Here is a 12,669-nt window from a genome sequence, read left to right as displayed (position 1 = left end):
CGGCAGAGCCGGCCGAAGGGCGGGCGGGGCCGCGACACCGCCGGCCGCGGCCGGCGAAGCTGCCGTGGCTGCTCGCGCCGCTGCTCCTGGTGCCGCCCGCCTGGTGGGGGATCGCCCAGATGGACGGCCCGTCGGACGACCCCCCCGCTGTGGCGTCGCCGGGCTACGACCCGGCCGAGCAGTCCGCCGTCCCCGGCCAGCCGGTCGGCGCGGCTGAGGGGCTGCGGCGGTACACGCTGCGGCTTCCGGACCTCGAGGCACCGGTGATCGCGATCACCAGCACCGCGGACCGGGTGTTGCTGCCGCCGAAGGACCCGCTGCTGGCCGGCTGGTGGCGCGACGGCGCCGCACCGGGCGCCGAGGCGGGCGCGGCGGTCGTCGTCGGGCACGCCGTCGAGGGCGGTGAGGCAGCCTTCAACAGCGTCGTGGGGCTCGAGCCCGGCGACGAGGTCCGGGTGAGCGGTTCCGGCGTCGAGCAGCGGTACCGGGTCGACACGGTCGAGACGATGGCGCCGGGCGACCTCCCCGCTCGGGCGGACGAGCTGTTCGCGCAGGACGTTCCCGGCCGCCTGGTGCTCGTGACCTGCGCCGACTGGGACGGGACGGCGTTCCGCTCGAACGTGGTGGTCACCGCCGTTCCGGTCTGAGCGACGATGGGGCCGTGCACGAGAGCATCGAGTCAGGCCCGGACGGCGAGGAATGGGTGGTGCGCCGGATCACCGGCAGCGCGTCGACGAAGCCGTACCGCTGTCCCGGCTGCGACCAGCTGATCCGCCCCGCCACGCCCCACGTCGTCGCCTGGCCGGTGGTCAGCCGCTCGTTCACCGGTGAGGGCATCGACGAGCGCCGCCACTGGCACACCGGCTGCTGGACCAACCGGCTGCGCCGCCGCTGACGGGGTGGGGGTCGCTAGGGTCGGGCCCATGAGCCTGCCGCTGGTCCTGATCCACGCGTTCCCGCTCACCCCGGCGGTCTTCGACGACCTCGCCGAGCGGCTGCCTGGCACGACGCTGGTCCGCCCGGCGCTGCGCGGCTTCGGCGGACCGCCGCTCGATCCCGGCGCCGAGCCGTCCCTGGACACGTACGCCGACGACGTCGCCGCGGACCTGGCCACGCGCGGCGTCGAGAGGGCGATCGTCGGCGGGTTGTCGTTGGGCGGCTACGTGACGATGGCGCTGCTGCGCCGGCACCCGGAGCTGGTCGCCGGCGTCGTCCTGATCGACACGAAGGCGAGCGCCGACACCGACGAGGCCAGGGCGAACCGGCTGCGCATCGCCGACGCCGTCGAGCAGCACGGCAGCCGGGCGCTGCGGCCGATGCTCGACACGCTGCTCGGCGAGACCACCCGCCGGGACCGCCCGGACCTCGTCGAGCGCGTGACGGCCTGGCTGGACGAAGCCCCGCCGGACGCCGTCGCCTGGGCGCAGCGGGCGATGGCCGCCCGCCCGCCGTCGTTCGGCACGCTCAGCGACGCGGCGGCCCGCGGCACGACGAGCACCGTCGTCGTCGGCGCCGAGGACACCCTCACCGGCAAGGACGAGGCCGACGCGATGGCCGCCGCCCTCGGCGACGTCCGCGTCCACGTCATCCCACGAGCCGGCCACCTCAGCCCACTGGAGAATCCCGACGCCGTCGCGGCGATCCTCACCCCTTGAGCGCCCCCGCCGTCAACCCCTTCGTCACCTGGTTCTGCAGCAGCGCGAACACCAGCAGCACCGGCACCACAGTGATCATCATGCCGGCGAACAGCGTCACCCAGTTGGTGCCGTAGTCGGCGGCCTGGCCGAGCTGGAACAGCCCGAGCGGCAGCGTCATCCGCTCCGGCGAGTGGATCAGCACCAGCGCGTAGAAGAACTCGTTCCAGTTCTGCAGGAAGCTGATGATCGACACCGACGCCAGCCCCGGGCCCATCAGCGGCAGGATCACCCGCAGGAACGTCCGCACCGGCCCGGCCCCGTCGACGGCGGCGGCCTCCTCCAGTTCGCCCGGCAGCGTCCGCATGAACCCGACCAGGACGAACACGTTGAACGGCAGGTTGTACGTCGCGTAGACCAGCGCCAGCCCGAGCCGGCTGTCCAGCAGCCCGAGGTCCTGCATCGTCATGTAGAGCGGGATGAACGTCACCATCCACGGCACCATCAGGCCGAGCAGGAAGACGCTGAGGACCACGCCGCTGCCGCGGAACGGGACCCGGGCCAGCGGGTAGGCGGCGAACGCGGCCAGCACGACGCCGAGCACCGTCGCCGACACGCTGACGATGACGCTGTTGCCGAAGAACGAGCCGACGTTGGCCGCCGACCAGGCGTCGGAGTAGTTCTCCCAGCGCCAGTCCTCGGCGATCGTCCACGGGCGGGTGCCGATGAACTCGTTGTTGGTCTTCATCGACACGTTGAAGACCCAGGCGAACGCGCCCGCCGTCGAGAACGCGAACGCGCCGAGCAGCAGGTAGATGATCAGGTGGAACCGGCGGAACGGCGCGCGGTCACTGCCCCGCCGGCGGCCACCGCCACGGCCACGGCGACGGGCCGTCGGCGGCGTCGGAGGGCCCGCGGCCGGCGCCGGCCGGACGTCAGTACTGGAGCTCATCGCGCTTCATCACCTTGTTCACGATCTGCGTCACGACCAGCATGATCACGACGAGGGCGACGCCCATGGCGGCCGCGTAGCCGAACTCGTAGCGCTCGAACGCGACCCGGTACATCAGCGTCCCGACGATGTCCGTCGAGCCGTAGGGACCGCCGTTGGTCATGATGAACACGAACGCGAAGGCCTGCATCGACTGCACGATCCACAGCACGACGAGGATCCGGAACAGGTCGCGCATCATCGGCAGCATGACGCTGCGGAACAGCCGCCACTCGCCGGCGCCGTCGATGCGGCCGGCCTCGAGCACGTCCGGTGGCAGCCGTTCGAACCCGGCCGACAGCAGCACCACCCAGATGCCGATGCCGTGCCAGACCGTGGTGAACGCGACCGCCGGCAGCGCCGTCGACGCGTCGCCGAGCCAGGTGCGGGCCAGCGCGCCGAGGCCCAGGCCCTCCAGCGCCGGGTTGATCAGGCCGAGCGTCGGGTGGTAGACGAACTTCCACATCAGCGCGACGACGGCCGCGCTCAGCACCACCGGCGCGAACACCACGAACCGGAAGAACCGCTCGCCGTGGATGCGCTGGTTCAGCGCCCACGCGATCGCGATCGCCACCGGGAACAGCATGCAGCCGCCGACCAGCGTGAAGAGGAACGCGTTCTTCAGCGCGTTGACGTAGCCGGGGTCGTCGAACAGCCGGGTGTAGTTCTCCACGCCGACGTAGCTGGAGCTGCCGGTCCGGGTCCACTCGGTGAACGAGATGTCCACCGTGCGCACCAGCGGATAGAGGAAGAACACCCCGAGCAGCAGGAGCGCGGGCAGCAGGAACGGGATGATGATGCGACGTTGCGCGGCTCGATGCATCGTGACTCCTTCCCTGCCGCCCGCTGAACCCTAGTTGCCGTGGACCCGGCGCAGGCCCTCGTCGAGCCGCTCCAGCGTCTGCTGGGCGTCCTGCTCGCCGAAGAGCAGCCGGGCGATCTCCGGGTAGATGACCTCCATCGCCGGGCTCTGCGTGATGCCGTAGTCGCGCGGCTCCAGCGACTCGGCGTCGGCGATGACCTGGTCGATGCCGGGGATGCCGGGCGGGCTGGGCACGTCGGCGACGGCGGAGACCTCGCCGATCTCCTCCGCGCGCCGGGTCTGCGTCTCGACGCTGGTCAGCCGGCGGGCCCACTCCAGCGCGAGCGGGATGTGCTCGCTCTCCGCGGCGATGGAGATCACCTGCGGCGCGGCCATGACGGCACCCTGGTCGCCCGCGCCGCCCTCGACCGTCGGGAACGCGACGACGCCGAGCTCGAAGTCGGCGGGGATGACGTCGGCCATCTCGCTGACCAGCCAGGAGCCCATGAGGATCATGCCCGCGTCGCCCTGGAAGAACTGCGCCTGGGCGGCGGTGAAGTCGGTGCCCTCGAAGCCGGTGAGGAACGCGTCGTCGTCGCGCAGCTGCTGCAGCATCTCCAGGCCCTCGAGGAAGCCGGGGTCCTCGGTGATGTGGCCCTCGCCGCCGGTGAGCACCGCCCGCGCCTTGTCGTAGCCGACGGTGCGCAGCCACAGGTGGTCGCTCCACATGCCCATGTACGGCTCGAACAGCCCGGTGACGGCGATCGGGTCGACGCCGCCGGCCTGCAGCGCGGTGTTCGCGGCCAGCAGGTCGTCCCAGGTGCGCGGCGGCTCGATGCCCAGCTCGGTGAAGAGGCCGGCGTTGTAGAACAGCACGTGCAGCGACAGCTCGGACGGGACGCCGTAGATGCCGCCGTCGGAGGGGTTCTCCATGAACTCCAGCACGGCCGGGCTGAAGCGGTCCAGCCACGGCTCGCCGGTGTCGGGGTCGTCCTGCTCCAGGTACGGACGCAGGTCGAGCAGCGCGCCGTCGTCGGCCCACACCGTCAGCGCCGGGTTGGTGCCGTCGAACATGCCGTAGTCGACGTCGAGCGGGTCGCCGGAGCGCCAGCGCTGCTCGATGCCGGGGCGGGCGTCGGTGTTGGCGAACGTCAGCGTGACGTCGGTGCCCTCGTAGTCCGCCTGCAGGCCGTCGGCCAGCTCGCGCAGGATGCCCAGGCCGGGCGTACCCTCGGCGGACAGCACGCCGACCTCCAGCGGGCCGCCCTCGATCTCGTCGTGCCAGCCGGCCGCCTCGGGACCGGTGCCGGCGGTGTCGTCGTCGCCGCCACCGCTGCACGCGGCGAGCGCGAGGCACCCGGCGGCGAGCGGTACGACGATTCGTCGCGTCTTCATGGGCGATGCCTTCCGTGTAGCTTCAATATTTCGAAAATAGATACACGAATTCGGAGAAATATACTCCGATCAGCCGAGATGCGGAAGCATGGCGTCGAACTCGGTGAGGAACCGGTCGACCATGCGGATCTCCTCGGCATCGAGCCGGTGGCCCGGCTCGCGGCAGTACGGGTCGGCGAACAACCCGCGGCGCACCGAGATCAGCTTCTCGGCGGCGATGATCAGCTCGGTGTCGAGCATCCAGTACGAGATGTAGGGCAGCAGCCGGCGGTGCAGCTCGTCGCCGCCCGCATGGTCGCCGGCCTCGTAGCGGCGCCAGATCTCCACGTAGATCTCGGTGAACGAGCAGCCCGGCTGGGTGCCGACGGCGCCGCGGCGGACCGCGTCGGGCAGCTGCACGCCGGCGTAGCCCTCCACCGCCGGCAGCGGCGTCCGCCCGGTGGCCAGCTCGGCGATGAGCCGTCCGGGCGGGCTGGACTCGACCTTCACCAGCCGCAGGTTCGGGTGCTCCTCGGCCAGCTCGCGCAGGGTCGCCGCGTCGAGGCTGGTGCCGGTCTCCGACGGCGCGTACTGCAGCACCACCGGTGTCGGCGCGACGGCGGCCAGGACGGCGCCGACGTGCTCCTTGATCGCCTGCCGCGACGGCGACAGGTAGTGCGGCGGCAGCAGGTTGATCAGGTCCGCGCCGGCGTCGACGACGGACCGGGCCCGCTGGACGGCCAGCCGGGTCGCGTGGTCCTGCACCGCGACGATCGCCGCGACGCCGGCCCGGTCGCGGGTGCGGGCCAGCAGCACGTCGGTCAGCTCGGCCCGCTCGGCCTCGGCGAGCTTGTGGTACTCCGAGGCGAAGCCGGGGAACATCACGCTGCTGACGCCGGTGCCCAGGACGTGGTCGACGACCCGGCCGAAGCCGGCCACGTCGACGGCGCCGTCGGCGTGGAAGGGCACCGCCAGCACCGGCGAGACGCCGCGCACCAGCAGTGCCGCGTCGCCGGTCGCCGGCCCGCCCTCGGGCGTCGGCCGAGTGTCCAGTACTGCCATGCCGTCCTCCGCATATTTCGGTATTTCGAAATCATCTTCTGAATATAGAGAGAGTTGACACAGTGAGGGCTGTCGAGAGCTCAGCCGAGCAGCCGGGCCAGGGTGCGGCCGAGGACGGCGGCGCGGTCGTCGGCCGGGATCGGCCAGTCGGTGACGCGGGCCAGCTCGGCCTCGGGCGCGGTGTAGGGCGCGTCGGTGGAGAAGACCACCCGGCCGGCGCCGATCTCGGGGTCGCGGGCGAACTCCGACAGCACCGTGTCCCACGGCGCGTAGCTCGTGTCGGCGTACAGGTTCGGCGCGTGCCGCAGCGCCGGCGCGGCGTCGATCCAGAAGTCCGTCGCGCCGCTGCGACCCATGACGAACGCCAGCGACGGCCAGCGCCGGGCCAGCGACGCCAGCGGCAGCGGGACCGCGTGCGGCGGCGACCCGGTCCGCACGTAGACCGGCCAGCCGGACTCCTGCGCGAACGCCAGCAGCGGGTCGACCAGGCCGTCGAGCAGGTCGAAGCCCTGCAGCGAGGGGTCGACGGCGAGCGCGCGGGCGCCGCGGTCGCGGGCCCGGTCCAGCTCGGCGACGGCGCCGGCCCCGGCCCACGGGTTCGCGACGGCGTACGCGACCAGCCGCCCGTCCGACGCCGCCGCTGCCGCCGTCACCTCGTCGTTGCCGCCGCGGTTGTCCCAGGCGGTCGCGTACTCGCCGGGCGCGATCATGGCGCGGTCGATGCCGAGCCGGTCCATCGTCGCGGTCAGCTCGGCGACGTCGAGCGAGGCGGACCGGCCCGGGCCGAGCCGCACGTGCGCGTCGATGATCACGATGTCTCCTTGATCGACAGGCCCAGCGCGCCCAGCGCGTCGGCGTGGATGATCTGCTCGACCACCTCGGCGGGGATCCGCGGCAGCGCGGTGCCCTCGGCGATCGCGTTGACGCGGCGCAGCCCGGCCATCGCCTCGCCGGTGGTGGCGATCGGGAAGTCCGACCCGAGCAGCAGCTTGTGCGCCGCGCCCCACTCGACCGCCGCCAGCAGCGACTCGTAGCAGACCCACGGGCGCAGGTAGATGGACGAGACGTCGGCGTAGACGTGCGGGTGCTTGCGGATCGTCACCACCGTCTCCTTGCCCCACGGGTGGCCCATGTGCGCCATGACGATGCGCAGCTCCGGGAAGGCCAGCGCGATCTCGTCGGTGACCAGCGGATACGTGTACCTCAGCGGCGCGTGCCGGATCGGCGAGGCGCCCTGGTGGAACAGGATCGGCAGCCCTTCGCGCTGGCAGTACCCGTAGAACGCGGTGGCGCGCGGCGAGAGCGGGTCGAAGTCCTGGTAGTTCGGGCCGAGCTTGACGCCGACGAGGCCCAGGTCGCGGCAGCGCTGCGCCTCCTCGATCGCGTCGGCCCTGGTCGGGTCGACGGACATGAAGCCGATCCGGCGGGCCGGGTCCGCGGCGACGAACGCCGCGGTCGAGGTGTTCGTGTCCTCCGGCCGGTACGGCAGCCCGGTGGCCGCCTCGGGGTCGTCGACGGCGATGTTGAAGACGATCGAGACGTCGGCGTCGGCCATCGCGGTCTCGTAGTCGGCCCACGAGTTCGTCGTCGTGACCGGGCGGTCGGTGCGCCAGCCGGTGTACGCGCGCCGCTCGCCGTCGGGGACGGCGTCGCGGTGCGTGGGCGTGTGCGCGTGGACGTCGACGATCATCGGAACTCCCGGAGCAGGTCGTCGCGGAGGGTGACGCCGAGGCCTGGCGCGTCGCCGAGGCGGACGACGCCGCCGTCACCGGCCAACGGCTCGGCCAGCACGTCCTCGGCGTAGTAGTGCGCGCCGATGATGTCCGACGGGATCGCCGACAGCTTCGGCAGCGCGGCGGCGACGTGCAGCTGGGCGGCCGCGCCGAGACCGAGCTCGCCGTTGGAGCCGATCAGCACGTCCAGCCCGGCAGCGTCGGCCTGTGCCGCCATCGCGACCGCCCGGCCGGGACCGCCGCTCTTGCCGACGTAGAGGCTGACGACGTCGGCGGCGCCGGCGTCGATCACGCGGCTCAGGTCGGCCGTCCCGAACACCGACTCGTCGGCGACGACCGGCAGGCCGAGGTCGCGCAGCGCGCGCATGCCGGCGAGGTCGTCCGGGCGGACCGGCTGCTCGGCGAAGGCCGGCCCGTACGGCGTCAGCGCCCGGATCGCCCGGGCCGCGTCGGACCGCGACCAGCCGCCGTTGGCGTCCATGCCGAGGAAGGCCTTGTCGCCGACCAGGGACCGCGCGTGCCTGAATCGTTCCACGTCGCCGTCGACCCCGAGCCCGACCTTCACCTTGAACGCGCCGAACCCGGCGGCGACGGCGGCCGCGTGCGCCCGCTCCAGCTGCTCCCCGTCGCCGGACAGCGACAGCTTGACCGGCACCTCGCTCCGGTACGGCCCGCCCAGCGCCACCGCCAGCGGGACGCCGAGCGTGCGCGCCCACGCGTCCCACAGCGCGATCGAGACGCCGGCCTTGGTGAACGGGTTGCCGGCCAGGACGACGTCCATCAGCCGCTCCAGCCCGCCGACCGGCGTCAGCGGCCGCCCGATCAGCGCCGGCGCGAGGATCGTCTCGACGAAGTGCCGCGCGGTGACGCCGTCCTCGCCGCTCCAGATCGGCGTCGCGCTGACCTCGCCGAAGCCCTCGACACCGTCGCTGGTGACGACCTTGACCAGCAGGAAGTCGGAGCGGTCGTGCGGGCCGCGGGCGCCGCGGACCACCAGGTCCGGGTGCGCCTCGAGGCTGACGGCGGCGGTCTGGATCGTTGCGATCGCCGGCGTCATGCGGCGTCCAGCAGCCGGGCCGGGTTCTCCACGAGCATCGCCCGCTTCTGCGCGTCCGTGATGCCCCAGCCGTCGATCTCGCGCACCCGCGCGACCGCGTAGTCCTGGCTGGCCTGGTCCGACAGCCCGGCGTCGGTGCCGAACAGCACCTTCTCCGGCGGCGCTTCGGCCAGGATCGTGCGGGCGGCGTACGGCGGCGTCCCGCAGATGCACAGGTACAGGTTCGGCGTCTCCTGGATCATCGCCAGCGCCTCGCGCCACAGATCGTGCAGGCCGCCGTGGCCGAGCACGACCGGCAGCCGCGGGTGCCGCCGGGCCAGCGCGGCGATCTGCGAGGGAGTCGAGTACGGCGGCGTGCCGTCGTGGCTGAGCAGGATGCCGCCGGCGCACTGGACGATCTCGCAGATCGGGTCCAGCGCCGGCTCGTGCAGGCTGAATCCTTGCAACCACGGGTGCAGCTTCATGCCCTTCAGGCCCAGCTCGCCGAACATCCGCTCGGTCTCGGCGACGGCGTTCGCGTCGCGCGGCGTGACGGTCCCGAAGCCGGTCAGCCGGTCCGGGTACTGGCGGACGAACGCCGCGAGGTCGTCGTTGGCCGCCGGCGTCGGGTTGAACAGGCCGTCGTGGCTGAGCACGACCGCGTGGTCGATGCCGGTGGCGTCCATGAACGCGACGAACTCGTCGGCGCCGAAGGTCGCGCCGCCCAGCCAGCTGACGGTGTTCCAGGCCGGCGTGTGGGTGTGGAAGTCGATCACGCGGTCCTCACAGGGTCTCGGTCAGGCCGGCGAGGCAGTCGGACAGGCCGGCGACGACGGTGTCCAGCCGGGCCGCGCCGGCCGCGGCGGTGGCCCGCTCGGGGTGGTCGGTGTACCCGTCGATGGACGCCCACAGCGCGGCGTCGTGGACGGTCGCGCCGGCGACGCGCGTCGCCGGCTGCGGGTCCTCCCGGGCCGGGACCGGCCCGGTCGCGGCCTCCGGGCGGACGGCGCTGACCAGCGACGTCTCGAACTCTCCGGCGTGCCCTGGGGCGTTGGCGTCGTCGCCCGCGAACCGCCAGTAGTCGACGTGCGCGACGGCCAGCGGGTACCGGCTCGACGCGGCGGCCGCGGCCGCGTGGCAGACGCCGACGTTGCCGCCGTGCCCGTTGACCAGCACCACTCTCCGCCCGCCGTCCTCGGCGACGGAGCGCAGCAGGTCGAGCAGCACCGCGAGCAGCGTCTCGGGGGTGAGCGAGAGGGTGCCGCCGAAGGCCAGATGGTGGTCGGATGCGCCGAACGCGAGCGTCGGCGCCAGCACCAGCCGGCGGGCCGCTCGCTCGGCGGCGAGCGTCGCGGCCCGCTCCACGGCGGTGGTCGCCAGCAGCGCGTCGGTTCCGGTGGCGAGGTGCCGGCCGTGCTGCTCGGTCGCGCCGACCGGCAGGACTACCAGCGCCTCCGGCAGCACCTCGTTCAGCGTCTCGCGGGAGACGTCGGCCCAGCGGATGAGCGTCATGCGGTGACTCCTTGCTCGGCGACCTGCTCGGCCAGGGCCAGCGCGGCGAGGCCGGCGGCGAGGTCCGGATCCGGCCGGTCCGTGTCGCCGCGGATCAGCGCCGTGAACCGATCCACCTGCAGGTCGAAGTCGCGGGTCGACCGGTCGCCGGGGAACTCCACGTTCTCCGAGCCCGCCGCCGTCGAGAGCCGCAGCGCGAACGTCGCACCGTCCAGCGTGGCCAGCCCGCGCGGGCCGAGGAAGGTCAGCTCGCACCGCGGCAGCGCGTCGGTCAGCCAGCCGAACTCCACCAGCACCTGATGCCCACCGGGATGGCTCAGCCGCGCCCCGGTGAGGTTCGGCGCCGGCAGATCGTCGTCCGTGCGCAGCGCCCACGCGTCGTCGACGGCGAGACCGGGGCCGAGCAGGTGCGCCAGCCAGTCGAAGACGTGCGCGCCCTCGTGCACGACCGGCGTGCCGTGCGCCAGCGTCCGGCGCATCCGCTCCAGGTGCTCGGCATCGCCGGCCATCCGGGCCTCGTCGTAGACGTGCGCCCGGACCAGCAGCTGCCCGCCGAGCACGCCGTCGTCGATCCAGGACTTGAGCCGCGCGATCGCGGGGTCGTGCCGGTAGGTGAGTCCGATCTGCAGCCGGGCCCGCTCGTCGTCGGTGAGGCCGAGGTAGACCGATGCGGCCGCGACTGACGTCGCGACGGGCTTCTCGGCGAGGACGAACCGGCCGGCCCGCAGCGCGGCGATGGCCAGCTCCGGCGTCGCCCACGGCGGTGTCGCCAGCACGACGCCGTCCGGCCCGGCGGCCAGTGCGTCGTCCAGGCTCGAGCCGACCGCCACCTTGTCGCTCACCAGGGAGGCGGCGGCCGAACGATGCGCGGCGACCGGGTCGGCGACCGCGACCAGCCGCACGCCGGGGGAGCGCAGCAGCGCGGGCAGGTGCGCGCCCCGGCCGATGTCGCCGAGACCCACCAGGGCCACCGAGACCATCCCGCTCCTCAAGTTTCGCAATATCGAAATTAGAAACGCGAATATGAAGATAGGGCACGCGATCGCGCGCCCGCAAGAGGCCGCGACGTCAGCGCAGGTCGTCGAAGCCGAGCTTGCGCGAGACCGTCTTGCCGATCTCGACGACGCCGGCGATGGCCTCCTTGCGGCGCTGACCGGTGAGGTCGCGAGAGAACCCGGTGACGCCGACGGCGCCGGCGACCAGGCCGCCGGCGTCGAAGAACGGAGCGGCGACGCAGGCGATCTCGGCCTGCTCCTCCTCGTCCTCCAGTGCGTAGCCGCGTTTGCGCACACCGGCCAGCTCGGCGAGGAACGCCTCGCGGGTCGGCTCCGCGGCACGGGGACCGCGGCCCGGCGTCAGCTGGCCGAGCAGCGGCTCGAGGTCGCGCTCGGGCAGGTGCGCGGCGATCGCCTTGCCCAGCGCGGTGAGGTTGTACGGCGCCACCTTGCCGGGGTACGTGTCGAACTGGATGAAGCCGGGGGTGGCCGCCTTCGCGACGTACACGACCGAGTCGCCGGTGAGCACGCCGATGTGCACCGGCATGCCGACGAGGTCGGCCAGCTCGCGCAGCTCGCGTTGCGCCACCGACGACAGGTCGACCTTGCGGACCAGCTGCGTCGCCAGTCCGTACAGCCGCAGCGTCGGGCGCCAGAAGTGGCTGCGGCCGACCACCCGGCGCTGCGCGTAGCCGCGCTGCTCGAGCGTGTAGACGATGGAGGCGCACGTGGCCAGCGGGATGTTCGTGCGCTTGGCCAGCGCGGTGAGGGTCATGCCCTCGTCGGACTCGACCAGCGTCTCCAGCACGGTCAACGCCCGTGCGACCGCCGGCGACGGTGCGCGGTCCTGCCCCGCGGGGCCCTCGGTGACGTCATTGCCGGACATGCGTGCTCCCTGCGTCAGAGGCCCCGAGCCTACGGGATCTCACCTGTGTCACTCTATCTTCTGTTTGCCGTAGTCAAGTTCGACAGTCCGAAGGAGATGCCTACGTGACCAGCGACGACCGTCACGCGTCCGCGCCCGCCGTCCCGCCGCCGGCCGGCCCGCAGCGCCCGACCATCGCCAAGGCCATCCGGCAGGGCGACCTGCTCTTCACATCCGGCCAGACGGCGGTCGGGCCGGACGGCGTGCTGATCGCGTCCGGCCGGCTCGGCGACCAGATCGACCTCGAGACCGGACGGCGGTGCGCCTGGCAGTGCGCCGCCAACGTGCTCGAGGCCGTCCGCTCCGAACTCGGCAGCTTGGAGCCGGTCGCGGAGGTCGTCAAGCTCACCGTCTTCGTCGCCAGCGCGCCCGGCTTCATCGAGCAGCACCTGGTCGCCGACGGCGCGACGGCGTACGTGCAGCACGTGCTCGGTGCGGACGCCGGCACGCATGCCCGCTCGGCCATCGGCGTCGCCGAGCTGCCGACCGGCAGCCCGGTCGAGGTGGAGGCGGTCATCCGCCTGAGCTGACTGCCGGCCTCTTGTCGGGTCAGGCCCGCGCCGCTATTGTCTCGATTATTCAGAAGATAACTTCGATATTTCGAA

General features: G+C 72.8%; 15 protein-coding genes. 4 read left to right on the top strand and 11 right to left on the bottom strand.

Going from position 1 to position 12,669, the window contains the following annotated elements; genetic code table 11:
* The 3 genes from C1I92_RS27400 to C1I92_RS27390 all read left to right on the top strand — a co-directional run.
* On the top strand, nucleotides 1–647 hold a 647-nt coding region (locus C1I92_RS27400; protein ID WP_111257809.1), incomplete at its 5' end, for a class F sortase.
* Nucleotides 584–895, top strand: coding sequence for an Rv1322 family protein (locus tag C1I92_RS27395; RefSeq protein ID WP_499799186.1), 312 nt, complete (start codon nucleotides 584–586; stop codon nucleotides 893–895). The genes C1I92_RS27400 and C1I92_RS27395, both read left to right, overlap by 64 nt.
* A 28-nt stretch (nucleotides 896–923) precedes the next feature.
* On the top strand, nucleotides 924–1,655 hold the full coding sequence (locus C1I92_RS27390) for an alpha/beta fold hydrolase (RefSeq protein ID WP_111257807.1): 732 nt from the start codon (nucleotides 924–926) through the stop codon (nucleotides 1,653–1,655).
* Here C1I92_RS27390 and C1I92_RS27385 read toward each other — a convergent pair.
* From C1I92_RS27385 to C1I92_RS27335, 11 genes are all read right to left on the bottom strand, one after another.
* Nucleotides 1,645–2,586: a carbohydrate ABC transporter permease gene (locus C1I92_RS27385; RefSeq protein WP_111257806.1), complete on the bottom strand. Its 942-nt coding sequence runs from the start codon at nucleotides 2,584–2,586 to the stop codon at nucleotides 1,645–1,647. The two genes, C1I92_RS27390 and C1I92_RS27385, sit on opposite strands and share 11 nt — an antisense overlap.
* Entirely contained in the window at nucleotides 2,570–3,448 is an 879-nt protein-coding gene (locus C1I92_RS27380; protein WP_111257805.1) for a carbohydrate ABC transporter permease, read from the bottom strand. Before C1I92_RS27380 ends, C1I92_RS27385 begins: the two co-directional genes overlap by 17 nt.
* Nucleotides 3,449–3,478: 30 nt before the next feature.
* Entirely contained in the window at nucleotides 3,479–4,822 is a 1,344-nt protein-coding gene (locus C1I92_RS27375) for an ABC transporter substrate-binding protein (RefSeq protein WP_111257804.1), read from the bottom strand.
* A 69-nt stretch (nucleotides 4,823–4,891) separates the two neighbouring features.
* Nucleotides 4,892–5,863, bottom strand: coding sequence for a dihydrodipicolinate synthase family protein (locus C1I92_RS27370; RefSeq protein ID WP_111257803.1), 972 nt, complete (start codon nucleotides 5,861–5,863; stop codon nucleotides 4,892–4,894).
* A gap of 80 nt (nucleotides 5,864–5,943) precedes the next feature.
* Complete coding sequence (locus tag C1I92_RS27365) at nucleotides 5,944–6,675, bottom strand: amidohydrolase family protein (RefSeq protein WP_199521647.1); 732 nt, start codon at nucleotides 6,673–6,675, stop codon at nucleotides 5,944–5,946.
* Complete coding sequence (locus tag C1I92_RS27360; RefSeq protein ID WP_111257802.1) at nucleotides 6,672–7,553, bottom strand: amidohydrolase family protein; 882 nt, start codon at nucleotides 7,551–7,553, stop codon at nucleotides 6,672–6,674. The genes C1I92_RS27365 and C1I92_RS27360 overlap by 4 nt, the downstream gene beginning before the upstream one ends.
* Nucleotides 7,550–8,653, bottom strand: coding sequence for a mandelate racemase/muconate lactonizing enzyme family protein (locus C1I92_RS27355; RefSeq protein WP_111257801.1), 1,104 nt, complete (start codon nucleotides 8,651–8,653; stop codon nucleotides 7,550–7,552). Before C1I92_RS27355 ends, C1I92_RS27360 begins: the two co-directional genes overlap by 4 nt.
* On the bottom strand, nucleotides 8,650–9,408 hold the full coding sequence (locus C1I92_RS27350) for an amidohydrolase family protein (RefSeq protein ID WP_111257800.1): 759 nt from the start codon (nucleotides 9,406–9,408) through the stop codon (nucleotides 8,650–8,652). The genes C1I92_RS27355 and C1I92_RS27350 overlap by 4 nt, the downstream gene beginning before the upstream one ends.
* A 7-nt stretch (nucleotides 9,409–9,415) precedes the next feature.
* The gene (locus C1I92_RS27345) at nucleotides 9,416–10,144 is read right to left on the bottom strand and encodes a creatininase family protein (RefSeq protein ID WP_111257799.1); all 729 of its coding nucleotides are present in this window, start codon (nucleotides 10,142–10,144) and stop codon (nucleotides 9,416–9,418) included.
* Nucleotides 10,141–11,124, bottom strand: a complete 984-nt coding sequence (locus C1I92_RS27340; protein WP_111257798.1) for a Gfo/Idh/MocA family protein — start codon at nucleotides 11,122–11,124, stop codon at nucleotides 10,141–10,143. The genes C1I92_RS27345 and C1I92_RS27340 overlap by 4 nt, the downstream gene beginning before the upstream one ends.
* 88 nt (nucleotides 11,125–11,212) lie before the next feature.
* Nucleotides 11,213–12,025 carry an IclR family transcriptional regulator gene (locus C1I92_RS27335; protein WP_111257797.1) on the bottom strand — a complete coding sequence of 271 codons (813 nt, stop codon included), beginning with the start codon at nucleotides 12,023–12,025 and terminating at the stop codon, nucleotides 11,213–11,215.
* 104 nt (nucleotides 12,026–12,129) lie between these two features.
* Between C1I92_RS27335 and C1I92_RS27330 the strand changes: the two genes are divergently transcribed.
* Complete coding sequence (locus tag C1I92_RS27330) at nucleotides 12,130–12,594, top strand: RidA family protein (RefSeq protein ID WP_158564295.1); 465 nt, start codon at nucleotides 12,130–12,132, stop codon at nucleotides 12,592–12,594.
* Nucleotides 12,595–12,669: the final 75 nt, after the last annotated feature.

The sequence above is a fragment of the Jiangella anatolica genome (genome assembly GCF_003236295.1).
In the GTDB taxonomy this organism is placed as follows: Bacteria; Actinomycetota; Actinomycetes; order Jiangellales; family Jiangellaceae; genus Jiangella; species Jiangella anatolica.
This window is presented reverse-complemented; position numbering and strand designations above follow the sequence as displayed.

Coding starts and splice junctions, on each gene's coding strand:
- C1I92_RS27385 (WP_111257806.1), bottom strand. CDS start 2,586: ATGAGCTCCAGTACTGACGTCCGGCCGGCGCCGGCCGCGGGCCCTCCG.
- C1I92_RS27360 (WP_111257802.1), bottom strand. CDS start 7,553: ATGATCGTCGACGTCCACGCGCACACGCCCACGCACCGCGACGCCGTC.
- C1I92_RS27335 (WP_111257797.1), bottom strand. CDS start 12,025: ATGTCCGGCAATGACGTCACCGAGGGCCCCGCGGGGCAGGACCGCGCA.
- C1I92_RS27345 (WP_111257799.1), bottom strand. CDS start 10,144: ATGACGCTCATCCGCTGGGCCGACGTCTCCCGCGAGACGCTGAACGAG.
- C1I92_RS27390 (WP_111257807.1), top strand. CDS start 924: ATGAGCCTGCCGCTGGTCCTGATCCACGCGTTCCCGCTCACCCCGGCG.
- C1I92_RS27370 (WP_111257803.1), bottom strand. CDS start 5,863: ATGGCAGTACTGGACACTCGGCCGACGCCCGAGGGCGGGCCGGCGACC.
- C1I92_RS27380 (WP_111257805.1), bottom strand. CDS start 3,448: ATGCATCGAGCCGCGCAACGTCGCATCATCATCCCGTTCCTGCTGCCC.
- C1I92_RS27355 (WP_111257801.1), bottom strand. CDS start 8,653: ATGACGCCGGCGATCGCAACGATCCAGACCGCCGCCGTCAGCCTCGAG.
- C1I92_RS27375 (WP_111257804.1), bottom strand. CDS start 4,822: ATGAAGACGCGACGAATCGTCGTACCGCTCGCCGCCGGGTGCCTCGCG.
- C1I92_RS27340 (WP_111257798.1), bottom strand. CDS start 11,124: ATGGTCTCGGTGGCCCTGGTGGGTCTCGGCGACATCGGCCGGGGCGCG.